Origin of the sequence: Streptomyces caniscabiei (assembly GCF_014930365.1) — a bacterium.
GTDB classification, from domain to species: domain Bacteria; phylum Actinomycetota; class Actinomycetes; order Streptomycetales; family Streptomycetaceae; genus Streptomyces; species Streptomyces caniscabiei.
This window is the reverse complement of sequence record NZ_JABXWI010000002.1, coordinates 218,860-244,712: the sequence shown is the minus strand read 5'-3', so window position 1 is coordinate 244,712 and position 25,853 is coordinate 218,860. Positions and strand designations below refer to the sequence as shown.

The window sequence follows — 25,853 nt, the reverse complement described above, 5'->3', positions numbered from 1 at the left end:
AACGGTAACGTCCGCGCGGCCGCAGGGGTACGGGGAGGACGAGTTGGCTGACGGGGACGGCGATTCGCGGTGGAGGAGGGACCACGGCAGGGCTGCCGCCTCCCTCCGCCACACCGTCGAGGATCGCTCAGCCGCGGGCCAAGTGGCGCATGGTGAGGGCCAGATGGAGGCGGAGCCGGCCCTGAGGGGTGCGGACCGGCCAGCCGAGGAGGGCCTCGGCGTGGATCAGGCGGTCCTGGAGCGTGGAGTGGTGGACGTTGACGGCGGCGGCCGCGGACCGCAGGCTCGCCGTCGAGGCGACCGCGTGCAGCGTCGCCAGCATCCAGGGCGAGTCCGCCGCCGCTCGCTCCACGTCCCGTACGTCGGGCGGGGGTTCGGCCCCGGGACGGATCAGTTCGGCGAGGAGGGCGATCCCGCCGAGCGCGTCGGCGTGCGCCACCCGCTCACCGGGGTCCCGCGCGGTGCCCTCGGCCGTGAAGCGCAACGCGGTCCGCGCGCCGTCCCAGGACCCGGGCAGCCCGAGCACGGGCACCGCGGGCCCGACTCCGACCCGGCCCTCGGGAAGCCCGGCCGGCGGCTCGTTCCCGCGTACGCGCAGGATGCGGGGGCGGCCTCCGAGCTGGGCGACGGCGCGGGTCAGGGTCGTGGGATCGTCGGGGTCGAGGCCGAGGCGGCGGGCGGCGTGGAGGCGGGCCCCCTCGGCGGCGGTGGCGTCGAGGACGGTCTCGACGAGCGCCGGGTCGTCGGTGGGGGAGACGGGCGCACGGCCCCGGGTCCGGTCCAGCACCAGCCGGAGGACCCCGGCGGCACGCTCCAGGATGACCGCGTCCACGACGCTCGGCTCGGCGCCCCCGGCCCGCTCCAGCCAGAGCGCGGGCGCACCGCCCGGGGCGAGCGCGGCGGACGGCCAGTCCGGGTCCGGCGGCAGATCGCTGTCCTGGCGCCGCCCGTCGGGCTCCACCCGGACCCGCACCTGCCGCTCCGCGTCGACCAGCCGCGCGGGACACCCGGCGAGGACGGCGGCCCCGCGCACCAGCGCCTCCAGCCCGGCCCGCCCCTCGGCCAGTGTGTCGAAGTAGGCGATGACCCGCACGGCGGCCCCGGCATCGGGATCCACCGCGGTCAGCCGCCCGGCCAGCTCTTTCATACGCCCATAGTGCGCCATGGCTCCGCCGGTGGAGCCGTGTGTTCGGGTGCGGGTGGGTGGGGGCTTCTCGCGCAGTTCCCCGCGCCCCTGAAAAAGCGGGGCTGCGCCCCTGCTTTTTCGGCCCGAAATGGCCGTAGGCCTTTCAGGGGCGCGGGGAACTGCGCGACCAGCCCCCACCGGACGGACGTGTGCGGGTCGAAGGGGCGCAGCCCCTTGAGGACGGGACGGGTAGGGGCGGCGGGGGCGAGGAAACCTACTCCCCGATCAGCCGCCGCAACCACCGCACATGCGCCCCCCGACAGTCCCGAGACACCGCCGCCTGCGGAGCCAACCCGTCGAACCCATGAAATCCCCCCGCCCACACATGCAGCTCCGCCACCCCACCCGCCTGCCACAACCGAGACGCGTAAGCGACGACCTCGTCCCGGAACGTCTCCGCCGACCCCACGTCGAGAAACGCCGGAGGCAACCCCGTCAGATCCTCCGCCCGCGCCGGCGCCGCGTACGCGGACACGTCCGGCCCACCCCGCCGCGCCCCCAGCAGCGCCGTCCACCCCGTCTCGTTGGCCGTCCGGTCCCACACCCCCAGCCCCGCCATCTGGTGCGTGGACGGCGAGTCGTTGCGGTCGTCGAGCATCGGGCACATCAGCACCTGCCCGATCGGCCGGGGCCCCTTCCGGTCCCGCGTGAGCAGCGCGAGCGCGGCGGTCAGCCCGCCTCCCGCACTCGCCCCGGCGATCACGATCCGCCCGGCGTCGCCCCCGAACTCGTCCGCGTGCTCGGCCGTCCACAGCAGCCCCGCGTAGACGTCCTCCACGGGCGCCGGATGCGGATGCTCGGGAGCCAGCCGGTACTCCACCGACACCACGACCGCGCCCAGCTCGCGTGCCCAGGTCAGTGGCTCGTCCACCCCGACCCGGTTGTTGCCGACGACCATGCCGCCGCCATGGATGTGGTAGATCACCGGCAACGGACCCCGTGTCGTGGGGGCAGCGGGGCGGCAGATGAGCAGTGAGATCTCCGGCGCGCCCTCGGGCCCCGGCACCAGCCGGTCCTCGACCTCGAAGAACCCGTCCATGGTGAGGTCCAGCCGCGCCAGCAGCTCGATGCCCGGCCCCTGGCGCATCAGGGGGATGTCGTCCATGCTCAGCTCGCGCGGCACCATGTCCTTCAACGCCTCCAGCGCCGCGGCGAGTTCCGGGTCGAAGGGCGGCGGGATCATGGTCATGGGCTTCTCCTCGTGCGGGTACCGCGTCCACGGTGCTCACCGCGTCGCGCGACGGTTCGTACCGTGATGATGGGCGTCGCCGCGGGGCGCGCGGACGCCGTCGTACGGCGGAGGATGCCCGCCGATCGGCGGGTGGGCGGGGCGGGCCCGGAGCGGTGTCGCCCTCACATTCGACACACAGTTCACGCCATAGCTTTCGGGTGTCATCGCCACCGGACACCCACACGGGTGACCGGACACCCGACGGGGGAGCGGCGCCCCTAGTGCGTCGCCACGGGTCGCTCGTACGCCGTTGGCCAGGCACGGGGCCTCCCGTCGGGCGCGTTGGTCGACGGGTCGGACAGCCGTACGGGGTGACGTCGGTGCCGCCCCGGTGGGGATGGCGCGAAATGACTGCCCGGTTGAACAGATTTCGAACACATTCGCCAAACTGCCCTGCCACAAAGATCGGTGGCCCGACCCCGAGCTCCCGCACGGCCGGTACTCCCCCGGCCGGAACGACCTTCACCGCTTCTGCAAGGATGCCGTCCTCATGGTGCAGATACCGAAAGAGCCCGCCCCGCCCTCGCCCCTGCAGCGATCCGTGCCCACGAGCGCGGACGTGGCACGACTCGCGGGTGTCTCACGCGCGACGGTCAGCTACGTCCTGAACAACACCAGCGCGGTCCGTATCAGCGAACCCACCCGCCGCCGGGTCCACGAGGCGGCCAAGGAACTCGGCTACGTACCCCACGCGGCGGCCCGCAGCCTGCGCGCCGGCCACAGCCGCCTGGTCCTGATGCCCACCCCGAACGTGCCCGTCGGCCCGCTCTACAGCCAGTTCATCAACGAGATCCAGTGGGCCCTGAGCCGCCTCGACTACACCGTCGTGCAGCACGGCGGCATCGGCCTGCGCGGCGACGACGCCGCCCGCGCCTGGGCCGAACTGCGCCCGGTCGCCGTGATCGTGCCCGGTGTCGGCATCGGTCCGCAGGGCGTGGCCGTCCTCAAGCGCTCCGGGGCCAAGGCCGTGGTCACCCTCACCCCCGAACCCGTCGAGGGCGCCCACGCGCTGATCCTGGACCACGCGGGCGTCGGCCACAGCGCGGGACGGCACCTGGTCGAGCGCGGTCGCCGCCGGATCGGGGTCGTCGTGCCCGAGGAGCCCGGCTTCGGGGTCTTCTCCCAGCCCCGCCTGGCCGGCGTACGACGCGCGGTGCTGGGCACGGAGGCGACGGTCACCGAACTGCCCCTCGCCTACGACGAGGCCGCCGCCGCCCGGCTGGCCCGTGACTGGCGATCCCTCGGTCTGGACGCGGTGTTCGCGTACAACGACGAGTACGCGATGCTGCTGATGCGGGCCCTTCAGGACGAGGGCATCGGCATCCCCGACGAGACGGCCGTGGTCGGGGCCGACGACCTGATGACCGGACGGCTGCTGCGGCCGCGCCTCAGCACCGTGCACCTGGAGCTGCCGTCCGGACGCGACCTCGCGGAACTGGTCGACCGCGTGGTGCGCGACCCCGCCACGATCCCCACGACGCACGACGTCCTGGCCGCGAGGATCGTCCACCGCGAGTCGAGCTGAACGCGCCGAGTCGAGCTGAACGCGCCGAGCCGAGCTGAACGCGCCGAGCCGACCGAACGCGCCGAGCAGGACGTGCCGTGCGGGAAGTGCCGAGCCGGACGTCGAGCCCAACGGGCGCCGGAGCGGGGCGCGTTCGGGCCGCCGCCCCCGCCGGCCCCCACCCCTGCACCCGGCACCTCTCACGCCGGCACCCGGCCGGCGCGGCTCACTGGCCGTTCTGCTCGACCTGCGCCTGCTGCTCGGCGACGGCCTTGCGGACCTCGTCCATGTCCAGCCGGCGGGCCTGGCCGATGACGTCGGTCAGCGCGGCCTCCGGCAGCGCGCCCGGCTGCGCGAACACGGCGACCTGGTCACGCACGATCATCAACGTCGGGATGGACTGGATACCGAAGGCCTCGGCCAGCTCCGGCTGGGCCTCGGTGTCGACCTTGCCGAACACCAGATCGGGATTGTCGCCGGCCGCCTTCTCGTAGACCGGGGCGAACTGCCGGCACGGCCCACACCAGGACGCCCAGAAGTCGATCAGGACGAACTCGTTGTCGGTGACCGTCTGGTCGAAGTTCTCCTTGGTGAGCTCCACGGTGCTGCTCATGGCGTACATCCCTCTTCCTGGTGCGTCTAGGTGCTCTGGCGAGCCGCTCTCGACAACGCCACCCGACGGTGGCGTATTCCGCGCGCGTACCCGTGTGGCCACGGCGCACACCACCAACCAGACTGGCCCCATGACGGATACGGAAAACACCGGAACCAACGAGAACGCGGCTGAAGCGACGGCGATCGAGTACGACGTCGTGGTGCTCGGTGCCGGACCCGTGGGGGAGAACGTCGCCGACCGCACCCGCGCCGCCGGACTGTCCACCGCGATCGTGGAGAGCGAACTGGTCGGCGGCGAATGCTCGTACTGGGCGTGCATGCCCAGCAAGGCTCTGCTGCGCCCCGCGATCGCCCGCGCCGACGCCCGCCGCGTACCCGGTCTGCGCGGGCTGGTCGACGGCCCGCTGGACGCCGCCGAGGTGCTCGCCCACCGTGACTACGAGACCGCCCACTGGAAGGACGACGGCCAGGTCGGCTGGCTGGAGAGTGTCGGAGCGACCCTGTACCGGGGGCACGGGCGCCTGGCCGGGCCCCGCCGCGTGGTCGTGGACGCACCCGACGGCGGACGGCAGGTGCTCACTGCCCGGCGCGCGGTGGTCGTCTCCACCGGCAGCCGCGCCCTCCTGCCCGACCTGCCGGGACTCGCCCAGGTCCGGCCCTGGACCAGCCGGGAGGCCACCAGCGCCCAGGAGGTCCCCGGCCGGCTGATCGTCGTCGGCGGTGGTGTCGTCGCCGTCGAGATGGCCACCGCCTGGCGGTCCCTCGGCTCCGAGGTCACCGTCCTCGTCCGCGGCAAGGGCCTGCTGCCCCGGATGGAGCCCTTCGCCGGCGAACTGGTCGCCGAGGCGCTCACCGAGACGGGCGTGGACGTCCGCACGGGTACGTCGGTGACGGCGGTCTCCCGTGAGAACGGGACCGTGGTGTCCCTCACCGACACCGGCGACCGCCTGGAGGCCGACGAGATCCTCTTCGCCACCGGACGCGCCCCGCGCACCGACGACATCGGGCTGGACACCGTCGGCCTGGAACCCGGCTCCTGGCTGCCCGTCGACGACAGCCTCCGGGTGACCGGCAGTGACTGGATGTACGCCGTCGGCGACGTCAACCACCGGGCGCTCCTCACCCACCAGGGCAAGTACCAGGCCCGGATCGCCGGGGCCGCCATCGCCGCCCGCGCGGCCGGTGTGCCGCTGCTGGAGAGCGACCCGTGGGGCGCCCACGCGGCCACCGCCGACCACGCCGCCGTTCCCCAGGTCGTCTTCACCGACCCCGAGGCCGCCGCCGTCGGACTCTCCCTCGCCGAGGCCGAACAGGCCGGCCACCGCGTCCGCGCGGTCGACGTCGAGTTCTCCTCCGTCGCGGGCGCGGGCCTGTACGCCGACGGCTACCGGGGCCGCGCCCGCATGGTCGTCGACCTGGACCGCGAGATCCTGCGCGGCGTCACCTTCGTCGGCCCGGCCGTCGGGGAACTCATCCACTCCGCCACCATCGCCGTCGCCGGAGAGGTCCCGATCAACCGCCTGTGGCACGCGGTGCCGTCGTACCCGACGATCAGCGAGGTGTGGCTGAGGCTGCTGGAGGCGTACCGGGGCTGAACCGCGCAGAGGGGGGGGCTGAACGGGGGCGGCTGGTCTACGCGGCCTACGTGGCTAGTCGGGCAGGAGGAAGCCCAGCTCGCGGGCGGCCCTCGCCGGGGTCGGGTCGTTCCAGCGGTCGGCCATCGCCTGGTTCGAGGAGAGGGAGCGCGGTTCGGCGTGGTCGAGGTAGAGCGTGCCGTTGAGGTGGTCCGTCTCGTGCTGGACGATCCGGGCGGGCCATCCCGAGAACTCCTCGTCCACGGCCCGCCCGTGTTCGTCGAGCGCCCGCAGCCGCACCTTGGCGGGCCGGGCCACCACGGCCTGCCAGCCCGGCACGCTCAGACAGCCCTCGTAGAACGCGTCACGGAACGACCCGATCGCCTCGTACGCCGGATTGACCAGGACGCGGAACGGCTGCGGCACCCGGCCCCGGGCCAGCCGTACCTCCTCCGGCACCGGCGCGGGGTCCTCGATCACCGCGATGCGCAGCGGGACGCCGACCTGCGGCGCGGCGAGGCCGACGCCGGGTGCCGCGTGCATGGTGGCGCGCAGGGCGGCGACGAAGCGGGTCAGGAGGCCCGCGTCGAGCTGGCCGTCGAAGGGCTCGGCGGTGCGGCGCAGCACCGGGTCGCCCGCGGCGACGATCGGCAGCGGCCCCTCGTGGGCGAGGAGTTCCTCGACCCGGTCGCTCAGGGGGCGGGACTCGGTGCGGTCACGTTCGGAAGCCATCGGGCCAGGATGCCAACCGGGCCCGCGCGACGCGAGGCGGCTCTCGCGGAGGCCGCCCGCGCGGGAGACACGGCACCGGCGGCAGGCCTGTGACTCACGTCACACGAAGTGCCGGGAACTCGGAGGGCGCACGCCCCGACTACTGAACCGCCACGACGTCCCCGCATCCCGGAGCATCCGCCGATGACCATCGCCCCCTCGACCGAGACGGACGAGCCCCAGAAACCCCTCGCCCAGCCGGAAGGCTCGACGAGAGGCTGGGCCTCGCTCCGGCCGCTCGTCCTGCGGCTGCACTTCTACGCGGGCGTCCTCGTCGCCCCGTTCCTGCTGGTCGCCGCGGTGACCGGCGGGCTGTACGCCGCCTCGTTCACGGTCGAGAGGATCGTCTACGCGGACCAGACGACCGTAGCGAAGATCGGCGACACGAAGCTGCCGATCTCCGAGCAGGTCGCCGCCGCCCGCGAGGCGCACCCCGAGGGCACCCTCTCCGCCGTACGCCCGTCGCCCGAGGACGACGCGACGACCCGGGTGATGCTGACGGGCGTCGAGGGCATCGACGAGACCAACACCCTCGCCGTGTTCGTCGACCCCTACACCGCCGAGGTGCGCGGGGCGCTGGAGCAGTACGGTTCCACGGGCGCGCTGCCGGTGCGGACCTGGGTCGACAAGTTCCACGCCAACCTCCAGCTCGGCGAGACCGGCCGTCTCTACAGCGAACTCGCCGCGAGCTGGCTGTGGGTCATCTCGGGCGGCGGCCTGGTGCTCTGGTTCGCCCGCCGCCGCGCCCAGCGCAAGGTGCGCGGCACCTCCGGCCGCCGTCGCACGCTGGGCCTGCACGGCACGGTCGGTGTGTGGGCGGCGCTCGGTTTCTTCTTCCTCTCGGCGACCGGGCTGACCTGGTCCACGTACGCCGGCGCCAACATCGAGGTCCTGCGGACCGAACTCCACCAGGCGACCCCGGCCATCTCGTCCGCGGCGGGCGACCACGGCGCCCACACGGGCGGCTCGACGGACGGGACGACGGCCCCGGAGGGCGACCTGGACAAGATCCTGGCCGCCGCGCGGACCGAGGGCCTCGGCGACCCGGTGGAGATCGTCCCGCCCGCCGACGCGTCCTCCACGTATGTCGTCAAGCAGGTGCAGCGCAGCTGGCCCACCAAGCAGGACGCGGTGGCCGTGGACCCGGCGACCGCCGAGGTCACCGACACCCTCCGGTTCGCCGACTTCCCGATCCTCGCCAAGCTGTCCCGCTGGGGCATCGACGCCCACACCGGCGTCCTGTTCGGCCTGGCCAACCAGCTCCTCCTGATGGCCCTCGCGGCCTCTCTCGTCGTGCTGATCGTCTGGGGCTACCGCATGTGGTGGCAGCGCGGCCGCGCCTCGTCCTTCGGACGCCCGGTCCCACGCGGGGCCTGGCAGCACGTACCGCCCCAGATCCTGGTCCCCGCCCTCGCGGTCATCGCCGTCCTCGGCTACTTCGTGCCCCTGCTCGGCATCCCCCTCGCCGTATTCATCGCGGTGGACGTCGCCCTGAGCGAGATCGCCCACCGACGCGGCAAGCGGTCGTACGACGGGCGGGTGGGAGCGAAGTAGGACGCGGGTGGGGGCGGCGGGGCTGTAGGCGGGCGGTGGCGCTGAGGCTTCGGATGGGCCGTGGGCGGCGTGGGCCGGGGAGGCGTGGGCCGGGGGCGGCGGGGCTGCGTGCGGGCCGGTGGCGCCGGGGGTGCACGCGGCCGGTGGGCGCCGGGGCCGGACCACTCCGGCGCGGCCTTGACGGGCGGGCCGAGGGCGCGCCTCGGACGCTCGGCAACCAGCCGCGCGCCACGCGACCGATCGAGCCCGCGACTCGCGCGCCTTGCAAACCTGGGCCCCTAGCAACCTGCGCCCCTAGCAACCTGCGCCCCTACGACTTGAGCCCCGCGACTCAAGCCTCCTGCGTATACGCCTCCTGCGCTCGAAACGCCCCGCGCCCGCGCCCGCATGCGCCGCGCCCCTGCGACCGAAGTGACCCGCACCCGCGCCCACTTGGGCCCGCGCCCCCTGTGCCCGAACCGCCTCGCACCCACCCCCGGCGCTGCGGGGCGTGCCCCCTACCTCATCGCGGCCAGCTCCGCGTCGGCCCGCTCGGTGATGAGTGTCAGCGCGCGGCCGGCGGCAGCCAGCTCCTCGGCCGGGATACCGGCGTAGATCCGGGCGGAGATCGGTGCGACCTCGGCGGTGGATCCGCTGTGGGCGTGCCGCCCGGCGTCCGTGATCCTGAGCCGGGACGGCCGCGCCGGGTCCGTCTCCACCAGCTTCGCGGCGACCAACTCCTCGACCACGGACCGTATCTCGGCCTTCTCGGCCTTGAGCGAGTCGACGACCGTGTCCACGACCCGCTCCCGGTCGACGGGTTCGTCGGCGACCGCGACGACCCGGAGGGCCACCGACTGCTGGAACGTCAGACCGTGCTCGGCCAGCACCTTCTCCAGCACCGCGCGGGCGGCGTAATGGGCGAGGCCGATGACCCGGGAATTCAGAAGCGGTGCGGTGGTGGTCATGGTTGCTCCTTCTCGCGTTCCTGTTGGGCGGACGGGACGAGCGGTACGTCGAGCAGCGCGGTCAGCTCGCGGGCGAACTCCCGGGTGCGGGCGCCGTCGAGACCCCCGAACGGCTCCAGCAGCTGCTCCATCAGCCCCTGGACGATCTCGATGGCACGCCGGGTGACCTCGCTCCCCTTCTCGGTGAGCGTCAGCTGCACGGCACGGGGGTCGCGGGGGTCCCGGGCGCGTTCGACGAGTCCGGCGGTCTCCAGGGCGCGGGCGAGCTTGGAGACGTACAGGGCCTCCAGGCCCGTGTGGTCGGCGAGCTGCCGCTGACTGGGCCGCAGCCCGTCCCGGCGCATGCCGTGCAACGACGCCACCAGCGCGTACTGCGCGTGGGTCAGCCCCAGCGGAGCGACCGCGCGGTCGACCGCGACCCGCCACTTCATGGACAGCCGCCAGACGAGAAAACCGGGCGTCGCGCCCTCGATGACCGAACTCATGGCAGATACCGTACATGGCTACTATAGCCATGGCTAGCATATTGCTCCGGGCGGAGGGCGGAGGGCGGAGGGCGGAGGGCGGAGGGCGGAGAGGGGAGAGGGGAGAGGGAGAGGGCGGTGCATGCGATGCGCGGCCGAGTGCCGCTCCTGGTGGGCCGGAGGACGGCTGACGGGGGCGGCCGGACGGGGCTAGGTTGTGGTGCATGAGCAATCTTGATCGCCAGCCGGTGCCCGCGGTGTGCGGCGGCCGGGGTTTCGTGGTGGCCGAGCCGGTCCGTGAACTCCTCAGCCCCCGCCGGGTGAAGCTCGGCGAGTCGACCGAGGTGCGGCGCCTGCTGCCCAACCTGGGCCGCCGGATGGTGGGCGCGTGGGCTTTCGTCGACCACTACGGCCCCGACGACATCGCCGACGAGCCCGGCATGCAGGTGCCGCCGCATCCGCACATGGGTCTGCAGACGGTCAGCTGGCTGCACCAGGGTGAGGTGCTGCACCGCGACTCCACGGGCAGCCTCCAGACCATCCGCCCGCGCGAGCTGGGCCTGATGACCTCGGGCCGGGCCATCAGCCACTCCGAGGAGAGCCCGAGGTCGCACGCCCGCTTCCTGCACGGCGCCCAGCTGTGGGTGGCGCTGCCGGACAGCCGCCGGCACACCGACCCGCGCTTCGAGCACCACGCCGAGCTGCCCGTCGTCACGGCGGCCGGCCTGAGCGCCACCCTCATCCTCGGCAGCCTGGACGGCGCGACCTCGCCGGGCACGACGTTCACGCCGATCGTCGGCGCGGACCTCACCCTCACACCGGGCGCCGACCTGCGCCTCCCGGTCGAACCCGACTTCGAGTACGCCGTCCTGTCCATGTCCGGCGAGGCCCATGTCGACGGCGTCCCGGTCCTCCCCGGCTCCATGCTCTACCTCGGCTGCGGCCGCACCGACCTCCCCCTCCGCGCCGACACGCCCGCCTCCCTGATGCTCCTCGGTGGCGAGCCCTTCGAGGAGGAGCTGATCATGTTCTGGAACTGGATCGGGCGGTCGCAGGAAGAGATCGTGCAGGCGCGTAGGGACTGGATGGAAGGGTCGAGGTTCGGGGAGGTGAAGGGGTACGACGGGGACCCGCTGCCCGCGCCCGAGCTGCCGGCGACGCCTTTGAAGCCGCGAGGAAGGGCCCGTTGACCTGCGGAAACAGCTGATCATTCGGTGCTGGGTGGGTGACGTGCTGTCGGTGCTGTTTCCCGCTCGGCGGCCGCTCGCGGGGGAGCAGGTGCGTGTGCCGCAGCTACGGTTTTCCGGCGCTGGGCGGTTTCAGGGTCTGGCTGTCTGTGGGCGGCTGTGGCAGGACTCTTGCTAACTCTTTGCTAACTCTGCTGACGCATCATCAGGTGCTGTCGGTGGTGAGCTTGTTCCGCTTTGACGGACACCATCGGTGTGGTGGTCAGGCTGCGAGTGCGGTCTCCTATTCGGCGGGACTGCGGTAGCCGAGGCTGCTGTGCAGACGGTGCAAGTTGTACCAGCCCTCGATGAAATCGAAGATCGCGGTGCGGGCGGCGGCCCGGCTGGGCCAGGAGCTGGTGCCGAGCAGCTCCCGTTTGATGGTGGCGAAGAACGACTCGGCGAGTGCGTTGTCCCAGCACTGTCCGGTGCGGCCGACCGACAGACGCACCACCAACTGGTCTGCCAGCGTGGCGAGTTGGTGACTGGTGTACTGGCAGCCGCGGTCCGAGTGAAAGATCACCGGACCGGTGGGGCGGCGCTGTCGGCAGGCGGCCGTGAGGGCATCGGCGACCAGATCGGTCCGCAGGTGGTCGGCCGTCGCCCAGCCGACCACGCGGCGGGAGGCGATGTCGATGACGGTGGCCAGGTAGAGCCAGCCCTCGTCCGTGGCGATGTAGGTGATGTCGCCGCACCAGCGGGCATCCAGGCCGGCAGGATCCTGCCACCAGAGAGCGGCACATCAAGGACCAACCACCAAGGGCGGTTGCGGCCCGTGCCACCCGCCGATCGCCAACAGCCTGACATTGACGCGAAGAAAGCCGTGGCCCGCTTGAGGATGTCGACGTCCTCGCGCAGCCGGCGGTTCTCCCGCCGCAGTGCGGCCAGTTCCTCGCGTTCACTGCTGGTCAGACCGTCGCGTTCGCCCGCATCGACCTCGGCCTGGCTGACCCACAGCCGCACCGCGGTCTCGGTCAGGTCGAAGTCCTTGGCGATCTGGCCGACCGAGCGGTCACCGCGTCGGCACAGCTCGACGATCTCGGCCTTGAACTCCGGCGTGAACGAACGGCGAGGCCGAGGCTTCTTCTTCCCCATGCTCTCCATGATGGACATCCTCCCGGGGCAGAACCCCTGATCTCGAATGTCCGTCAAAGCGGATCAAGCCCACTCGCCGACGGGTGCGTAGGGGCTGGTCACCACAGCGACGCCCGGCGCGTCGGCGATGCCCTTGAGCGTGCCGGTCATCGCCTTCTCGGCGGCGGGCTCGGTGACCTCGCCGCCGTCATGCTGCCAGACCACCCGGCCGCTCTTGCCCGCGGCGCTGTCGGAGGCCTGCTGCAGCAGGGCCGTGGCCTTGGCCGAGTCGGTGTCCTGTGAGGTCGGGCTGTTGCCGAAGGCGCTGCCCGCGGCGCCGACCCCGGCTCCCAGGGCGAGCAACAGGCCCACCCAGACCAGGACGACTGCGAGCCGGTGCCTATGACACCAGCGGGCGAGAGGGGACATCGACGTGCCTTTCCAGAAAATGCCATGCGACGGAGCCGGTGATCACGGCCCACCCTCACGCTCGCAGTTCTCCGGACTCTCGTCATTGGCCGTTCGCAGACACTTGCGCCTACTGCGATCGCAGCAGACGCGGTGGCGACGAATGGGGGTGCCCCCTGTGGGCGGAGGGGAAGCCGCTGGTCCAGACGTGGTGAGCAGGCTTGAGGCGTGAGCCGAGGCGGTGAGATCGTCGACACCGGAGTCGCCGGGCAGGCGACCGCTACGCCCCGACACCCCTACACCCAAGGCCGTTGTTGGTCGCCGTGCCCGTCCCCGACCCGGTCGCACAGCGCGAGCACCGGGAGGAGCGGCGCGGGCTCCTGGCGCGTGAGCGGGCGGAACAGGGCGCTGCTCAACGCGTCGACCACTGCAGCGATCCGGGACAGTTCGGCTCATGAGCAGGGACATCGGTGATGACTCACGCATCCTGCGGACATCTCCGCGAGGTGGCCCGGCGCGGATATCCGTAGCCACGACGGCGCCTGCCTTGCCCGCCCGCCATGTCGCTGCCCCGCAGCCCCACACCTCGCCCCCTCGAACCGGGCTACCGGCACGTGCTCGTGGCGCCCAGACCGGCGGTGGGCTGACCTCGGCCTTCACCAGACTGGCCATCCCGCACGGCGAGGTTTCGGTCGATCGGCGTGTACAGGGCGAGACGCTCACCGTTCGGACCACTCTTCCTGACGGCGTCAGCGGACTGTTCTCGCAACCCGGGGAAGGGGACGTGTCGACGAGGTCGTCCTCGGCCACCGAGCCCTGGGAACGCGGTTCGCGATGTCCGTCATCAGGCTGATCCCGGTCTTCGTCGTCCTCTCGGTCGGCCAGCGCTACCTCGTCAAGGGAATCGCTACCACGGGAATGAAGTAGCCGCACGGCGGGCGATCACGGAACCGAACAACTGGGCGTCTCGTTGGAGTGGCCAATCATGCCGACCGGGTCCCGTACCGAACCGGCATGGTGTCAGTTTCACCATGCCGGTTCGGTACGGGGCGAGCCTCCGGTTCGGACGGCCGTACTCCCTGAGCCGATGGCTCCCGCGAGACGGCCTGCCTCACATCGAGTTCAACGGCCCTGCCCGGCTTCCGTCGGGACGGGGTCCGCGCTCTCCCGCAACTCGCCGAGTATGCGCGCCTGCTCGGCCTGGTAGCGCTCAATGGCCGCGAGTTTGACGCCTTCGTATCCACGGACCGCATCGGGCAGTTCCGCGAGCCGGCGAACCTCGGCCAGGTTCTCCTCATTCAGGAGCGCGAGCGCGGTCTTGATCGACTCCCGGTACTCGGCGACAAGATCACGCTCGATGCGTCGCATGTGCTGGAGTCCGAACACATCGAGGCGGGTTCCTCGAACGCGACGCAGCCCATGCAGTAGTTTGAGGACCGGGCGGAACCAGCTTCCTAGAGCGACCTTCCTTTCCATGCCAAGGGCTCGCAGGACGGGCGGATGCAGGCGGTGGGAGCGGCGGCTCGCGCTTCCGAATGCCGCGGTGATGTGGTCGTCCACGGCTGGGTCAATGGCGAGTCGTGCGACCTCGTACTCGTCCTTGTATGCCATGAGCTTGTGGAGGCAGCGGGCGACAGCCTCGGTCAGCTCGGTCGAGCCGTAGGCGGCAGCGCGCTCCGTGGCCGCCACCGTCTGGACGAAGTCGACGTAGGCGCGGGCGTAGCGCCTGTCCTGGTAGTCGATGAGGTCGGCCACACGCACGGTGAGGAGGCGATGCAGCTCCGATTCCTCATCATCGGTGACCAACGCCACGAGCTCGGTGGTCCCGGCGGGCAGTCGCAGTTCCACGTCTGGGAGCGTCGGGTCGGCAAGCGTGGCACTCAGCGCTTCGGGGTCGGCGACCGTCTGGCGGCCTCGCCGGAAGGCCTGCACATTGCGTTCCACGGCGACTGCGTTCAGGGTGATGGCCTCTTCGATGGCTGAAGCCGACATCGGCAGCAGCCCGGCCTGGTAAGCGGCGCCCACCAGGAGCATGTTGGCGTGCTGCTCGTCGCCGAACAACTGCTCGGCCAGCGCGCCGGAGTCCAGAGCGATGAGCTGGCGCATCGCGTCGTGGACGGCATGACGTACGACATCGGGAGCCGGGAAGCCGACGGCGGTGTCGACCACCATCTGCCCGGTGGGTATCTCGGTCGTGGTCATGACGGCGACGGTGCGGTCCGCGGAGGCGACGGAGAGGTACTTCGGGTCGGTCGCGACGAGCGGATCGCACGCGAGGTAGAGGTCGCACTGCCCCTCGGCGATCTTGGCGCCCTGTTCGACGACACCCTCGGTGATCTTGATGTCGGAGACGACCGCGCCGCCCTTCTGGGCCAGTCCGGTCTGGTCGAGGCTGCGGGCGTGGCGGCCGTCGATGACGGCCGCGGTCGCCAGCACCTGCGAGGTGGTGACGATGCCGGTTCCCCCGATCCCGGTGATCCGCATGCCGAAGGAGTCGGCGCCGACCGCGCGGACAGGCTCGGCGATGTCGGTGGCCCCCAGGGCGGGAAGCTCGGCGCGCTTCGGCTTGCCGGCGGGTGTGATGGTCATGAACGCCGGGCAGTCGCCGTCGAGGCACGAGTAGTCCAGGTTGCACGAGGATTGGTCGATCCTGGTCTTGCGGCCGAACTCGGTCGGGACCGGGTGGACGGACAGACAGTTCGACTTGCGGCCGCAGTCACCGCAACCCTCGCAGATGCGCTCGTTGATCCACACGCGCGTCGTCGGCGCCTCGGCCTTGCCGCGCCGACGCGCACGCCGTTTCTCGGCGGCGCATTCCTGGTCATGGATGAGGACGGTGACACCGGCAGTGGCCTTCAGCTCCGCCAGCGCCTCCTCGATCTCGGCCCGGTCGAGAACCTTCACCGACTTCGGAAGCCGGGCCCGGGGGATGCGGGCCCTGTCCTCGGTCGTGATGATCACCTTGGCCACGCCTTCGTCGAGGAGCGTGGCGGCGAGCCGGTCGACCGGCAGGGCGCCGACGGCGTCCTGGCCGCCGGTCATGGCGACCGTTCCGTTGTAGAGCAGCTTGAACGTGACGTTCACCCCCGCGGCGATCGCCGCCCGCACGGCCAGGCTGCCCGAATGCATGAAGGTTCCGTCACCGATGTTCTGCACGAAGTGGTCGGCGTCGACGAACGGTTCCAACCCGATCCACTGAGCACCTTCCCCGCCCATCTGGGTCATGCCGACGACCGAGCCGACCTGTTCGGGATCCATGAACACGACCATGGAGTGGCAGCCGATCCCAGCGCCGACCAGTGAGTCCCCGCCGGCGGTGGTCGAGGTGTTGTGCGGACACCCCGAGCAGTAGTACGGGCTGCGGGCCAGAAGCGGCAGCGCCAACGTCGTACGCGCTTTGGGCCGCTGACGCCATGCGCGGGCGGCTTCGATGCCGAGCGGAGCGAGCACCCTGGACAGTCCGGTGGCGATGCTGTCCACGTCGAGCTCTCCTGAGCGACTGAACAGCGATCGCCCGTCCTGGTCCTGTTTGCCGTGGACGACCGGGGCGTCGGTGCGGCCGTAGAGGATCTCCTTGACGGCGGTTTCGAGGAACGGCCGTTTCTCCTCGACGACGACCAGCTGGTCGAGACCGTCCGCGAACTCGATGACTGCCTCGCGTTCGAGGGGGAAGATCATGCCGAGCTTGAGGATCCTGATGCCGTACCGTGCGAGGTCTGTGTCGGTGAGGCCGATGATGCGGAGGCCCTCGCGGACGTCGAGGTAGGTCTTGCCGGATGTCAGGATGCCGATCGTGTCCGACGGCCCGCGCTGGACCAGGCGGTTGAGGCGGTTGAGGCGGGCGTACGCCACGGCACGAGGGAGGCGGATGTCGTGCAGGCTGCGTTCGAGGGCCATGAGGTTGGCGCCCAGCAGCATGGAGCTCGGCTTGTGCGGGCTGGGGCTCCCGTCGCCCTCGGTGCCCGTGATCCGATCGCGTGCCACGACGGCCGTGCACGCTGAGTCCGCCACGGCGGTGGTGATCTTCAGGCCCGACCACAGGCCGCTGAACCGGGAGAGGAACTGCGCGTGGAGCCCGAAGTCGAGGACGTCCTGGGCATCGGCCGGGTACAGCGTCGGGATCGCCAGGTCCGCGAGCGTCGACTCGCTGGCACACGGCACGCTGGACGACTTGGCTCCCGGGTCGTCGCCGACCAGCGCGACGGCACCGCCGGAAGGGCCGGTTCCCACCAGGTTCGCGTGGCGGAGAGCGTCGGAGGCGCGATCGAGGCCGGGGGACTTGCCGTACCAGATGCCCACGACGCCGTCGCACCGCGAAGCGCCGACCTGGCCGGCCAACTGGCTGCCCATGACGGCGGTCGCGGCGAGCTCCTCGTTCAGCCCCGGTTTGTGGACGATGTCGTGCTCGTGCAACAACGCCCCGCGTCGGCCCAACTCGATGTCGTAGCCGGCGAGTGGTGATCCCTCGTATCCCGAGACGAATGTCGCGGTACGCAGTCCGTTCGCGTTGTCACGCCGGGAGCGGTCCAGCAGAACGCGGACGAGAGCCTGGATCCCGGAGAGGTGCACGACGCCTTCCTCGCGGCGGTAGCGGTCATCCAGACGGAAGCGTCGGCTGCCCGGCTGCTCGGTCTCGGTGATGGGTGCAGTCATCGTCCTCTTCCTCACAACGATCTGGGGCTGCTAAAGGTCCCGCCCGTCTGCGCGTGCGGAGAGACGGCTTCCTCGCGGTCAGGCTGGTTCGCCCAGCCGAGCAGTCGCCCAGCCGAGCAGTGCGCCGCGGAACGCCGATACCAGTCGGCGCGTGATCTGAGCGGGCGGCAGTGAGAGCGTGTCACGCAGGTCGAAGATCTCCCGAGGGTCGAAGAGGACGTTCCACAGGAAGGCGGCCTCGTCCTCGACGCCGGCGAGCTCGCCCACCCCGAGAATCGCCACGAGTTCGCGGATGGGGCGGGCGAGGGCCTCCGCCTGGCCTTCCAAGTACGGCTCCTGGGCCTTGTACCGCGCGAGGAATCCTTCCGAGGACCGGCGGTGCACCAGCGCCGCGCCTTCGGCGAGGATGAGGTCCACCCAGAAGCCGCAGACACTCTCGAGCAGGGCCAGACCGCTGCTCGGCTGCTCGAGACTGTGATCGCGGAACTTGGTCACGATGTCCCGTCGGTAGGCGCTGAGGGCGTCGTCCGCGGACTCGAAGTGCCGGTAAGCCGTCGCGACCGACACATCCGCCTGCCGAGCGATGTCGGCGAGGCTGATCGGCTGCTCGCAACGCTCGAAAAGCTCTGCGGCGGCCTGGATCAGCTTGGCGTTGTTCAACCGCTGATCCCTGCGCATGCGCGTCCTCTTCATCTACGCGGCTCATTTCGTGGGTGCTTGCTTGGCCTGCGTGCGCATGCCCTGCTCGGATTCCGCGATCCGCGCCAGCTCGGCGGCGATTTCATGTGCCTTCTTCAGGGGCACTGCGACGACGCCGTCGGCGTCGGCCACGACCACGTCACCGGGGTTGATGACGACACCACCGATGGCGATGGGCGTCCCGACGGCTCCCGGGCCGTGTTTCCAGGGCCCTGCCGGCGTGACCGAGCGCGACCAAACGGGGAACTGCTGCTGCCGGATCTCGTCGCGGTCCCTGACGGCTCCGTCGACGATCGCTCCCACGGCTCCCCGCGAGGAGAAGTACTGGCTGAGGATGTCGCCCATCACGGCCCGGCCCGGGTAACCGAATCCGTTGATGACGAGGAAGTCGCCGGGTTCGATGTGCGCGACGGCGTCGATCACGGCCAGATCGTCTCCGGCGACCGTCAGGACCGTCAGGGCGCTGCCCACGGCACGGCAGCCGTCCCAGAGAGGTGTGATGCCACCGTCGGGCATACCGAGGCGCCCGAGTGCGTCTCCGATGTTTGCGACCGAGTGCCGCTGGAAATGCGCGAGCAACTCCCCGTCAGGGCGCTGCCATTTCGGGCCGACCTCGATGTTGGGCGAGCCGGCCGATGTCGGCGCGTAGGTCATTTCTGTCCTTCCCCTGTCACGTGATGAATGGGTGCCTGGACGACGTCGATCTCGAGGGAGGCGTCCCGGAGTCCGTGTGCCCGGCCTGTGACGGTGATCCGTCCCGTTTCCCCGGTGGCCCGGACGATCGCCAGGGCACGTCCCTTGAACGACGTGGCGGAATCGTCGAGGAAGCTCTCCTCGGTGGCCGGAGCTCCCGTACCGAATCCCTGGAGGACCCCGGGACCGTCGACCCGGATCGTGATCTTCGTGTCCCGGGCCGGGTTGAGCACACCGTTGCCGTCGACCAGGGTGATGCTGATGTGGGCCAAACGCTGAGGATCGGCGGCGAGTTCGGCGCGGTCCGTCTCCAGGCGCAGGCGCGTGGGCTCGCCGGCGGTGCGCAGCGCCGAGCGTCCCACTTCCGCTCCGTCGCGGTACGCCACGACCTCCAGGACGCCGGGCTCGTAGGGCACGTCGGCTTCGGCGACGAAGTTCCGCTCGGTACCGACGGGCACGGTCGCGACGGTGGTGCCGTTGAGCCGGAACTCGACCTCTTCGGCTGCCACGTAGGCCTCGACATGGAGCGGCGAGCCGACGGGAACGTCGAAGGTCCAGCTGGGGGAGACATCGGTCCAGGTCCATGCCCTGGGCTTGATGACATAGCCGTCGTCTCGGGGGTGTCGCACGGCGAGGTAGGGCGTCTGTGTGAGCCCGTAGACGATCTCGCGGTAGTACGAGATCGGGTGACGCTGCCCGATGATGTCGATGTCCCCGCATTCGGCGGTGAGCCACGGGTAGGGGGCGCGGTGTACCTGCTGGTCCTCGGGATAGACGTGCCGGCCGGTTCCGACCTCGCCGAGGAAGTCCCATGCGGTCCAGGTGAAGTCGCCGATGACGTGGGGGTTCTCGGTGACGAGCTGCCACAGCCGGTCGATCTTCGTCGGGAAGGTCTCCGAGCCCACGACGACGCGGTTGGGGTACGCCTCCTTGTCCAGCACGTACCGGCTCTCGCCGTAGTTGAGCCCCACGACGTCGAGAACGGAGGCAGGTTCGGCGAGTCGCTCTCCGACGACCGGCGAGGCCATGAGGGCGTCGATCAGATGTGTCACCTGGCCCAGGTAGTCGTTCAGGCCCCGGACAGGGGCGGCGTCCTGGCCCAGTTCGGCCTTCAGCGCGGGGATCTTGTCGCGAGCGATGTACATGCCCTGGAGCGCGTGGGTGACCAGGCGGGTGGAATCCTGCTCGCGTACCCGGTCGGCGATGCGGCGGCCCAGGCGCGTACCGTGGGCGGTTCCGGCTTCGATGATCTCGTTGCCGATCGAGTACATGATCACGCTGGGGTGGTTGAAGTCCTTCGCCACGAGCGAGTCGACGTCGCGTTCCCACCACTGCGGGAATCTGCGCGAGTAGTCGTCACCGGACTTCGCGACCGTCCACACGTCGAACAGCTCGTCCATGACGAGCATGCCGAGGCGGTCGCACGCGTCGAGCAGGGCGACGCTCATCGGATTGTGCGCGGAGCGTACGGCGTTGAAGCCCGCGGCCTTCAGCATCCGCACCCGCCGCTCGGCGGCGTCGGCGAAGTCGGCGGCGCCGAGGATGCCGTTGTCGTGGTGGATCGCACCGCCCCGGAGATTGACGGTCTCGCCGTTGATCCGCAGGCCGCGGATCGGGTCGGCGGTGACGGTGCGGATACCGAAGTGCGTGGAAGCCTCGTCGAGCGGGCCGCTGTCGTCGGAGAGGCGCACGGACGCGTGGTAGAGGTGGGGTGATTCGACGCTCCACAGTGACGGCCGTTGGACGTACGCCCGCTGGTGGGTGGTGATCCTGTCGCCCGCCAGGAGCGTGACCCGGGCCCGGTCGGACGTCACGACCTCGCCCCCGGCGTCCAGGATCTCGAGAAGCACTTCGACGACGCGAGTGGAGACGTCCTCGTTGACGATCTCGGTCGCCGCCACCACGGTGGCGAGATCGGCGTCGATGTCCGGCGTGGTGAGTCGCAGCCCGGTCGGGGTGACATGGACGAGGTCGCCGACGAGGACGCTGACGGGGCGGTGGAGGCCACCTCCCGAGTACCAGCGGGAGTCCTGGTGTGCCTGTGCGTCCACCCGGACGGTGTTGGCCCGGCCGTACTGCAGGAAGGGGTCCGCGCTGACGTGGAAGCGGGAGTATCCGCCTGCCCACTGTCCGGCGAGAGCACCGTTGATGTAGACCATCGCGTCGCGGTAGACGCCTTCGAACTCGAAGGTGACTCGCTTCGTCGCCCATTCCTCCGGAACGTCGAACTGCTTCTCGTAGGTCCACTTTCCGTCGCGGAAGTAACCCGTCTGCGGTCCACCGGAGTTCTCCGCGGACCGCCCTCCCCCCAGCATGGCGTCGTGCGGCAGGGTGACTTCTTCCTCACCGGCGCCAGCGACCACGATCGCCTCGTGAACGGACACGAGAGGGCCGACGCGCCACGCGTCGTTGAACGGGATGCGGATCATTGGAACTTCCTTGCTCGAGCGTTCTAGAGGGTCGCGGCCGTGGGGTCCCAGTTCTCGTCCAGGGGGGCCGGCGATGCCACGGTGGATTCGAGGGTCAGTGGTGTCCCGGCTCGTGCCGCCTCCTCGATGGCGAGGAGCACGTCGAGAACGTGGCAGGCGAGAGCGCCGGAGGCGCGTTCCGGTACGTCGTCGCGTATCGAGCGAGCGAGGTCCAGCACTCCCACTCCCCGGCCCCACGTGGACCCGACAGCGGGTACGTCTTCCGGTTCCGCATGGAGAGGGACGAACCTGCCTGTTCCAGCGAAGCGGTTGGGGTTGGGGACCTCGAGTGAAGCTTCCGTGCCGTGCAGTTCGAGGAGGTCGCGGCGGATCCCCGAATCGAAGCTCGTGACGAGGGTCGCCCGAGCGCCGGAGGCGAACTCGAGCAGAGCCATGTGCTGACTCGGTACGCGCACGTCGAACTCGGTCCCGGCGTCCGCGCCGACCAGGACGCGCCTGGCGGCTCGTGCGGTTGAGGAAACCGAGCTCACGCGCCGGACGGCACCCAAGGTCTGCACGAGCGCGGTGACGTGGTACGGCCCCATGTCCAACAGTGGGCCGGCTCCCTGGTCGTAATAGAAGGCGGGATTCGGGTGGGTGCCTTCCGGCCCCGGGGACTGCATGATCGACAGCGCGCTCTTCGGTTCACCGATGCGGCCCGCGAGGACCGCTCGTTGTGCCGTCTGCAGGGCACCACCGAGGAACGTGTCGGGCGCGCAGGCCACGCGAAGTCCTCTCCGACCGGCCTTGTCCAGCAGCAACCGTGCTTCGCGGCGGCTGATGGCGAGGGGCTTCTCGCTCCAGACGTGCTTGCCGCCCGCGAGGATCCGGGCCGACACGACGAAGTGGGCGGAGGGGACGGTGAGGTTCAGCACGATCTCGATGTCGTCGTGGGCCAGGAGCTCGTGGACGAGCAGGGGCCGCAACCCGAACTCCCGCGCACGAGCACGGGCGCGCTCCTGGTCGAGGTCCGCTATCGCGACCACGTTCAGATCAGGGAACCGCGTCAGGTTCTCGAGGTAGTGGCTGCTGATGACGCCGGCGCCGATGACGCCGACACCCACTCGCTTGTCGTTCACCGGTCGACCTCCACCAGAAAACGCAGGCTCTGCTGCACGGCTTCGAACGGGTCGCCCACGTAGTCGTCCAGTTCCACGACGCGGACCGCGTCCGGTGCGGCCTTCAGGATGTCCGCCACCGGCATCGCACCCTGGCCGACAGGCTGCTGCTCCAGGAGGGCTGTGGTGTACGGGCCGTCCTTGACGTGCAGGAACCTGACGCGCGCCCCGAGCCGGGAGATCAACTCCACGGCGGAAGCGCCACCGACCTCGGCCCAGAAGGTGTCGAGTTCCAGGACGACGTCCTCGTCCAGCGCCTCCGCGAAGACTTCGAGGCCGGTCCTGCCGCCGAAGCCCTGACGGACCTCGTGGTCGTGGTTGTGGTACCCGATGGTGACGCCTGCGTCCCGGGCAAGCCTCGCGACGCCGTTCAGACTCGCAGCCGCCGCTTCGATGTCCGCCCGCGTGGTCCAGCGCTGAGCGATGATGTGCGGTTCGATGAGCGTGCCGATTCCGAGCTCTGCTGCCATGCGGACAGCCGCGGAAGCGTTTCCATCGACAAGGCTCGCGTGTGCGCTGAGCGGGCGCAGCGGTGTCTCGGTCAGCGCACGCCGGTACGCGTCGCGGTACTGCTCGAACCTCCACAGCTCCACGTTCTCGAATCCCATCGAGGCAACACGCGCGAGCGTCCCCGGGAGATCGGTCTCGATGGCGTTGCGCAGCGTATAGAGCTGCACTGAGTACAGGCGCTCCGTCATCCGCGTTCTCCCTGGTCCAGTCCGAGTTCTCCCGCATGAGCCGTTGTCACTGTTTCGGCGAGGACGGCGAGCGCTTGGTCGACCGGTTCCACTGAAGAGGGCAGGTTCAGGAAGCCGTGCAGCACGCCGGGCACCGTGACATGCCGTACGGGTGCGCCCGACTTCACGAGTGCGGCCGCGAACGCCTCGCTGCTCGCGCGCAGATCGTCGTACTCGGCGTCGAGCACCAGGGTGGGGCAGAGTCCGTCCAGGACGGCGCTCGCGGGGAAGGCGTAGCCGTGCGGATCCGGCGTGCCGCCCAGGTAGTCGGCGCTCATCCCGGCCACGTCCTCCGGCAGGATCCGGACCATGCGCGGCAACGGCGCGAAGGCTTCGGCCAGGGCCGGCGCGAGGGGCGGGGAGACGGAGTCCATGGTCGCATAGGCCAGTACCAGGGTGGTGGGCAGCCAGTTGTCGTCGTCCCGCAGGCGAAGTACGGCTCCTGCGGCGAGGTTCGCCCCCGCGCTCGCACCGCCGACGGTGATCCGCGCCGGTTCGATGCCGAGCACCGCGGCGTTCTCGCGCACCCATCGGACGCCCGCCACGACGTCGTCGTGCGGCACCGGATACCTCACGCCGTCGACCGCGAGCCGGTAGTCCACGCTCACGACCACGGCGTCGGCCCTGGCGCACACCTCGCGGGCGGTCCAGTCGGCCTCGTGCATGTCGAGATCGCCGAAGACCCAGCCGCCGCCGTGCACCCAGACCAGGCCGGGGCGAGGCCGCTGCGGTGCTGACGGCGGCCGGTAGACGCGGACGGCTATCGGGCCGTGCGGGCCGGGAATGCTCTCGTCGCTGGTTTCGACGGAGGGCATTGCCGGTGCCGCCTTCCAGGTCCGGTATTCCTGCAGGCGCGGTTGCACAGCCGGATCGGCGAGTGCCTCGCGCCAGGACGGGAGGTCCTCGATCAGGCTGAGCCGCGCGGAGATGCTGGGATGCAGGGCCATCAGGGTCAGGTCTCCAGGGGTGTGGGGGAAATCGGGTGCAGCGCGCGTAGGCGGGAGGAGGTGGGGATGTCCGTTCAGCCTCGTGGCCGGCCGGAATCGCCGGGCGGGCAGGCCTACTTCACGCTCCCGGCGGCCAGTCCGGAGCGCCAGAACCGCTGCAGGACGAGAAACGCGACGATCAGGGGGATCACCGAGAGGAACGCGCCGGTGATGGTGATGTTGTAGGGGATGCCTTGGTTCACCCCTTCCCGCCAGTTGGCCAGCCCGACGGTGACCGGCTGGAGTTCGTCGCTGTTGAGCATGAGCAGGGGCAGCAGGTAGTTGTTCCAGATGCTGACGAACTGGAACAGGAAGATGGTGACCAGCGCGGGCGACATGATCGGCATGGCGACCCGCCAGAAGATCCGGGCCTCGCCGGCACCGTCGAGTCGCGCGGCTTCGATCAGTTCGTCCGGTACCGACGCTCCGGCGTAGATGCGTGACAGGTAGACCCCGAACGGGCTGACGATGCTGGGCAGGAAGACGGCCCAGTAGGTGTTGACGAGGTGGACCTGGCTGAACATCAGGTACAGCGGCAGCGCGAACATGACGTCCGGGATCAGGACGGCACCGAGGATGACGTTGAAGGTCAGGTCGCGACCGCGGAAGGGGTACTTGGCCAGCGCGTACCCGGCCATGGCGGACAGCGTCGTGCTCACCGCCGCGCCGCCGACGCTGTAGAGGGCGCTGTTCAGCAGCCACCGGGCGAAGATGCCGTCCTGTTCCTGGAAGACGTCACGGATGTTGGTCCACAGGTCGAAGTGGGAGAACCACAGCCCGTTCGTGGTGAACAGGTAGCCGCTGTTCTTCGTCGCGGTGACCAGCAGCCACCAGACCGGGATGAGCGTGTACAGGGCGAAGAGCGCCATGACCGCGAACACGCCCGCCCGGCCGGCCAGCGATGACGTACGCAGTCGGCCGGGAGGCCCGGCGGCGGCACGTGCTGCTGAGGGAGTGACGGTCGTCATGCGAAGGTGCCCTTCCGCTGGGTGAACTTGAGGAAGCCGAACGACAGCACGAAGGTCAGCAGGGCGAGGATGACCGACTGGGTGGCCGCGTAGTTGTAGTTGTTGATGTCCGCCGACTGCTGCGTGGCCAGGATCGGCGTGTAGGTGGGGGAGACGGTCGGGGCGACCTGACTCAGCACCGCGGGCTCGTTGAACAGCTGGGCGGTACCGATGATGGAGAACACCGTGGTGAGGATCAGCGCAGGCCGCACCGCGGGAATTTTCACGTGCCAGGCGACCCGCCACCCGGAACAGCCGTCCATCACAGCGGCTTCGGTCAGTTCGCCGGGGATCGCCTGCAAGGCCGAGTAGATGATCAGCATGTTGAAGCCGGTCCAGGCCCACGTCATCATGTTGCCGATCGAGGCGAGCACGAGGTCGTCGGACAGGAAGTTCACTTCGAGCCCGACGTGCCGCAGGGCAGCGGTGAACGGGCTGACGCTCGGCGCGTACAGGAACGACCACATGATCGCGGCGATCACGCCCGGCAGCGCGTAGGGCAGGAAGTAGATCTGCCGGAAGAACTTCTTGAACACGGAGCCACGCGAGTCCAGCAGCAGCGCCAGCAGAAGTGCCAGGCCCAGCATCACCGGCACCTGCACGATGCCGAGCGTGAACACCCGCAGGAACGACGACATGAACCGGCTGTCGTGCAGAGCCGTCACGTAGTTGTCGAACCCGGCGAAGACAGTCGTCGACGGTCCCAGTCCGAGGCCGCTGCGGCGCGTCCTGAAGAAGCTCTGGTACACCGCGTAGCCGATCGGTGCGAGCAACATCGCCGTGAACAACAGCCCGAACGGTGCCAGGAAGAGCACCGCTGAACGAGTGTGGCCACGGCCGGGGGTGCGCTTCGCTACCGAGCCGGCGATGGGGTGGGCGAGAGCGTCGCCAGGCGTTCTTGTCGCCATGCCTGCTCCTAGCTCGTGAAGTGGTCCCGT

At 70.4% G+C, this 25,853-nt stretch carries 21 protein-coding genes and 1 pseudogene; 4 read left to right on the top strand and 18 right to left on the bottom strand.

All coding sequences use genetic code 11. The features are described 5' to 3' along the window. Positions 1-127 precede the first annotated feature (127 nt). Together HW837_RS05610 and HW837_RS05605 are read right to left on the bottom strand one after the other, a co-directional pair. A complete protein-coding gene (locus tag HW837_RS05610; protein WP_045561537.1) occupies positions 128-1,147 on the bottom strand; it encodes a helix-turn-helix domain-containing protein in 1,020 nt (339 codons plus the stop codon). Between the two features lie 253 nt (positions 1,148-1,400). Next, positions 1,401-2,375 carry an alpha/beta hydrolase gene (locus HW837_RS05605; RefSeq protein ID WP_045561536.1) on the bottom strand — a complete coding sequence of 325 codons (975 nt, stop codon included), beginning with the start codon at positions 2,373-2,375 and terminating at the stop codon, positions 1,401-1,403. Between the two features lie 532 nt (positions 2,376-2,907). Between HW837_RS05605 and HW837_RS05600 the strand changes: the two genes are divergently transcribed. After that, the gene (locus HW837_RS05600; protein ID WP_045561535.1) at positions 2,908-3,942 is read left to right on the top strand and encodes a LacI family DNA-binding transcriptional regulator; all 1,035 of its coding nucleotides are present in this window, start codon (positions 2,908-2,910) and stop codon (positions 3,940-3,942) included. Positions 3,943-4,147: 205 nt separating this feature from the next. Here the strand turns inward: HW837_RS05600 and trxA are convergent, their stop codons facing one another. Next, entirely contained in the window at positions 4,148-4,534 is a 387-nt protein-coding gene (gene trxA / locus HW837_RS05595) for a thioredoxin (protein WP_045561661.1), read from the bottom strand. Between the two features lie 130 nt (positions 4,535-4,664). On the opposite strand from trxA, the gene HW837_RS05590 reads away from it, so the two are divergent. Continuing rightward, positions 4,665-6,131 (top strand): dihydrolipoyl dehydrogenase family protein, encoded by a 1,467-nt coding sequence (locus HW837_RS05590; protein ID WP_193382326.1) that lies wholly within the window; start codon positions 4,665-4,667, stop codon positions 6,129-6,131. Positions 6,132-6,185: 54 nt separating this feature from the next. Here the strand turns inward: HW837_RS05590 and HW837_RS05585 are convergent, their stop codons facing one another. Next, on the bottom strand, positions 6,186-6,842 hold the full coding sequence (locus HW837_RS05585) for a peptide deformylase (RefSeq protein WP_045561533.1): 657 nt from the start codon (positions 6,840-6,842) through the stop codon (positions 6,186-6,188). Between the two features lie 183 nt (positions 6,843-7,025). On the opposite strand from HW837_RS05585, the gene HW837_RS05580 reads away from it, so the two are divergent. Further along, positions 7,026-8,435 (top strand): PepSY-associated TM helix domain-containing protein, encoded by a 1,410-nt coding sequence (locus HW837_RS05580; RefSeq protein WP_093788564.1) that lies wholly within the window; start codon positions 7,026-7,028, stop codon positions 8,433-8,435. A 497-nt stretch (positions 8,436-8,932) separates the two neighbouring features. On the opposite strand, the gene HW837_RS05575 is transcribed toward HW837_RS05580, so the two are convergent. Together HW837_RS05575 and HW837_RS05570 are read right to left on the bottom strand one after the other, a co-directional pair. Next, positions 8,933-9,382, bottom strand: a complete 450-nt coding sequence (locus HW837_RS05575; RefSeq protein WP_193381425.1) for a winged helix DNA-binding protein — start codon at positions 9,380-9,382, stop codon at positions 8,933-8,935. Then, entirely contained in the window at positions 9,379-9,867 is a 489-nt protein-coding gene (locus HW837_RS05570; RefSeq protein WP_045561530.1) for a MarR family winged helix-turn-helix transcriptional regulator, read from the bottom strand. Before HW837_RS05570 ends, HW837_RS05575 begins: the two co-directional genes overlap by 4 nt. Positions 9,868-10,070: 203 nt before the next feature. On the opposite strand from HW837_RS05570, the gene HW837_RS05565 reads away from it, so the two are divergent. Then, a complete protein-coding gene (locus HW837_RS05565; protein ID WP_193381426.1) occupies positions 10,071-11,036 on the top strand; it encodes a pirin family protein in 966 nt (321 codons plus the stop codon). A 280-nt stretch (positions 11,037-11,316) separates the two neighbouring features. On the opposite strand, the gene HW837_RS05560 is transcribed toward HW837_RS05565, so the two are convergent. From HW837_RS05560 to HW837_RS05505, 12 genes and pseudogenes are all read right to left on the bottom strand, one after another. Continuing rightward, positions 11,317-11,721: an IS3 family transposase gene (locus HW837_RS05560; RefSeq protein ID WP_237270061.1), complete on the bottom strand. Its 405-nt coding sequence runs from the start codon at positions 11,719-11,721 to the stop codon at positions 11,317-11,319. Positions 11,722-11,933: 212 nt separating this feature from the next. Next, positions 11,934-12,167 (bottom strand): annotated as a pseudogene (locus tag HW837_RS48450) (transposase); the annotation flags it as partial. Between the two features lie 63 nt (positions 12,168-12,230). After that, positions 12,231-12,575: a hypothetical protein gene (locus HW837_RS05550; protein ID WP_237270021.1), complete on the bottom strand. Its 345-nt coding sequence runs from the start codon at positions 12,573-12,575 to the stop codon at positions 12,231-12,233. A 1,101-nt stretch (positions 12,576-13,676) separates the two neighbouring features. Then, positions 13,677-17,207, bottom strand: coding sequence for an indolepyruvate ferredoxin oxidoreductase family protein (locus HW837_RS05545; RefSeq protein WP_193381429.1), 3,531 nt, complete (start codon positions 17,205-17,207; stop codon positions 13,677-13,679). Positions 17,208-17,285: 78 nt separating this feature from the next. Next, a complete protein-coding gene (locus HW837_RS05540) occupies positions 17,286-17,867 on the bottom strand; it encodes a TetR/AcrR family transcriptional regulator (RefSeq protein ID WP_196789972.1) in 582 nt (193 codons plus the stop codon). A gap of 42 nt (positions 17,868-17,909) precedes the next feature. Further along, positions 17,910-18,560, bottom strand: coding sequence for an RraA family protein (locus tag HW837_RS05535; RefSeq protein WP_193381431.1), 651 nt, complete (start codon positions 18,558-18,560; stop codon positions 17,910-17,912). Beyond that, the gene (locus tag HW837_RS05530) at positions 18,557-21,028 is read right to left on the bottom strand and encodes a glycoside hydrolase family 2 TIM barrel-domain containing protein (protein ID WP_193381432.1); all 2,472 of its coding nucleotides are present in this window, start codon (positions 21,026-21,028) and stop codon (positions 18,557-18,559) included. The genes HW837_RS05535 and HW837_RS05530 overlap by 4 nt, the downstream gene beginning before the upstream one ends. Before the next feature lie 23 nt (positions 21,029-21,051). Continuing rightward, positions 21,052-22,146, bottom strand: a complete 1,095-nt coding sequence (locus HW837_RS05525) for a Gfo/Idh/MocA family protein (protein WP_193381433.1) — start codon at positions 22,144-22,146, stop codon at positions 21,052-21,054. Then, entirely contained in the window at positions 22,143-22,883 is a 741-nt protein-coding gene (locus tag HW837_RS48445; protein WP_193381434.1) for a sugar phosphate isomerase/epimerase family protein, read from the bottom strand. The genes HW837_RS05525 and HW837_RS48445 overlap by 4 nt, the downstream gene beginning before the upstream one ends. Beyond that, positions 22,880-23,869, bottom strand: a complete 990-nt coding sequence (locus tag HW837_RS05515; protein ID WP_193381435.1) for an alpha/beta hydrolase — start codon at positions 23,867-23,869, stop codon at positions 22,880-22,882. Before HW837_RS05515 ends, HW837_RS48445 begins: the two co-directional genes overlap by 4 nt. A 113-nt stretch (positions 23,870-23,982) precedes the next feature. Then, on the bottom strand, positions 23,983-24,876 hold the full coding sequence (locus HW837_RS05510; RefSeq protein WP_193381436.1) for a carbohydrate ABC transporter permease: 894 nt from the start codon (positions 24,874-24,876) through the stop codon (positions 23,983-23,985). Then, a complete protein-coding gene (locus HW837_RS05505) occupies positions 24,873-25,823 on the bottom strand; it encodes a carbohydrate ABC transporter permease (RefSeq protein ID WP_193381437.1) in 951 nt (316 codons plus the stop codon). The genes HW837_RS05510 and HW837_RS05505 overlap by 4 nt, the downstream gene beginning before the upstream one ends. Positions 25,824-25,853: the final 30 nt, after the last annotated feature.

Excerpts from the sequence above, each read along its gene's own strand:
- HW837_RS05610 (WP_045561537.1), bottom strand. The coding sequence starts at position 1,147 with ATGAAAGAGCTGGCCGGGCGGCTGACCGCGGTGGATCCCGATGCCGGG.
- HW837_RS05575 (WP_193381425.1), bottom strand. The coding sequence starts at position 9,382 with ATGACCACCACCGCACCGCTTCTGAATTCCCGGGTCATCGGCCTCGCC.
- HW837_RS05600 (WP_045561535.1), top strand. The coding sequence starts at position 2,908 with ATGGTGCAGATACCGAAAGAGCCCGCCCCGCCCTCGCCCCTGCAGCGA.
- HW837_RS05535 (WP_193381431.1), bottom strand. The coding sequence starts at position 18,560 with ATGACCTACGCGCCGACATCGGCCGGCTCGCCCAACATCGAGGTCGGC.
- HW837_RS05515 (WP_193381435.1), bottom strand. The coding sequence starts at position 23,869 with ATGGCCCTGCATCCCAGCATCTCCGCGCGGCTCAGCCTGATCGAGGAC.
- HW837_RS05505 (WP_193381437.1), bottom strand. The coding sequence starts at position 25,823 with ATGGCGACAAGAACGCCTGGCGACGCTCTCGCCCACCCCATCGCCGGC.
- trxA (WP_045561661.1), bottom strand. The coding sequence starts at position 4,534 with ATGAGCAGCACCGTGGAGCTCACCAAGGAGAACTTCGACCAGACGGTC.
- HW837_RS05510 (WP_193381436.1), bottom strand. The coding sequence starts at position 24,876 with ATGACGACCGTCACTCCCTCAGCAGCACGTGCCGCCGCCGGGCCTCCC.
- HW837_RS05550 (WP_237270021.1), bottom strand. The coding sequence starts at position 12,575 with ATGTCCCCTCTCGCCCGCTGGTGTCATAGGCACCGGCTCGCAGTCGTC.
- HW837_RS05580 (WP_093788564.1), top strand. The coding sequence starts at position 7,026 with ATGACCATCGCCCCCTCGACCGAGACGGACGAGCCCCAGAAACCCCTC.
- HW837_RS05530 (WP_193381432.1), bottom strand. The coding sequence starts at position 21,028 with ATGATCCGCATCCCGTTCAACGACGCGTGGCGCGTCGGCCCTCTCGTG.
- HW837_RS48445 (WP_193381434.1), bottom strand. The coding sequence starts at position 22,883 with ATGACGGAGCGCCTGTACTCAGTGCAGCTCTATACGCTGCGCAACGCC.
- HW837_RS05565 (WP_193381426.1), top strand. The coding sequence starts at position 10,071 with ATGAGCAATCTTGATCGCCAGCCGGTGCCCGCGGTGTGCGGCGGCCGG.
- HW837_RS05545 (WP_193381429.1), bottom strand. The coding sequence starts at position 17,207 with ATGACTGCACCCATCACCGAGACCGAGCAGCCGGGCAGCCGACGCTTC.
- HW837_RS05570 (WP_045561530.1), bottom strand. The coding sequence starts at position 9,867 with ATGAGTTCGGTCATCGAGGGCGCGACGCCCGGTTTTCTCGTCTGGCGG.
- HW837_RS05585 (WP_045561533.1), bottom strand. The coding sequence starts at position 6,842 with ATGGCTTCCGAACGTGACCGCACCGAGTCCCGCCCCCTGAGCGACCGG.
- HW837_RS05605 (WP_045561536.1), bottom strand. The coding sequence starts at position 2,375 with ATGACCATGATCCCGCCGCCCTTCGACCCGGAACTCGCCGCGGCGCTG.
- HW837_RS05590 (WP_193382326.1), top strand. The coding sequence starts at position 4,665 with ATGACGGATACGGAAAACACCGGAACCAACGAGAACGCGGCTGAAGCG.